The sequence below is a fragment of the Streptomyces sp. NPDC096079 genome (genome assembly GCF_040303145.1).
In the GTDB taxonomy this organism is placed as follows: Bacteria; Actinomycetota; Actinomycetes; order Streptomycetales; family Streptomycetaceae; genus Streptomyces.
The window spans coordinates 286,638-287,449 of the sequence record NZ_JBEOST010000010.1 but is presented as its reverse complement, the minus strand read 5'-3'; the positions used below and the strand labels follow the sequence as shown (position 1 = coordinate 287,449).

The 812-nt window shown below is 68.7% G+C and carries 1 rRNA gene and 1 pseudogene; both read left to right on the top strand.

From position 1 onward, the window contains the following. A 5S ribosomal RNA gene (rrf, locus tag ABTY59_RS22170) occupies positions 1–91 on the top strand; the annotation flags it as partial. Positions 92–259: 168 nt separating this feature from the next. Then, positions 260–812 (top strand): annotated as a pseudogene (locus ABTY59_RS37675) (DEAD/DEAH box helicase); the annotation flags it as partial.

Sequence of the window (812 nt, the reverse complement as noted above, 5' to 3'; positions counted from 1 at the left end):
GCCCGGTTACATTCCGAACCCGGAAGCTAAGCCTTTCAGCGCCGATGGTACTGCAGGGGGGACCCTGTGGGAGAGTAGGACGCCGCCGAACAATTCTTCAGGACCCCTGGTCCCAGCGTTCACGCTGGGACCAGGGGTCCTTTTGTTTTTTGCTTGACTTTTTCCGATGCGCGGCGCAGTGCCGGCTGCGCGAGAATGACTGCAGTACCCGAAGACAGGAGTCACACCGATGTCCACCAACTCTCCCGACGACCGTCCGGAGCGCGAGCCGCGTCGCAGGGACGGTGCCGGTGGCGACCGGGGCGGCTTCCGCGGGCCGCGCCGTGACGACAACCGTGGCGGTGGCTTCCGTCGTGACGACCGTGGTGGCGACAACCGCGGTGGCGGCTTCCGTCGTGACGACCGCGGCGGGGACAACCGTGGTGGCGACAACCGTGGCGGTGGCTACCGTCGCGATGACCGCGGTGGCGACAGCCGTGGTGGCGACAACCGCGGTGGTGGCTTCCGTCGTGACGACCGTCGGGACGACAACCGTGGCGGCGGCTACCGTCGTGACGACCGCGGCGGGGACAACCGTGGTGGCGACAACCGCGGTGGTGGCTTCCGCCGTGACGACCGTCGTGATGAGCGTCCGTCGTTCCGTCGGGACGACCGTCCCTCGTACGGGCAGCGTGACGACCGCGGCGGCTTCCGTCGTGACGACCGTGGTGGCGACAGCCGTGGTGGCGACAACCGCGGTGGTGGCTTCCGCCGTGACGACCGTCGTGATGAGCGTCCGTCGTTCCGTCGGGACGACCGTCCCTCGTACGGGC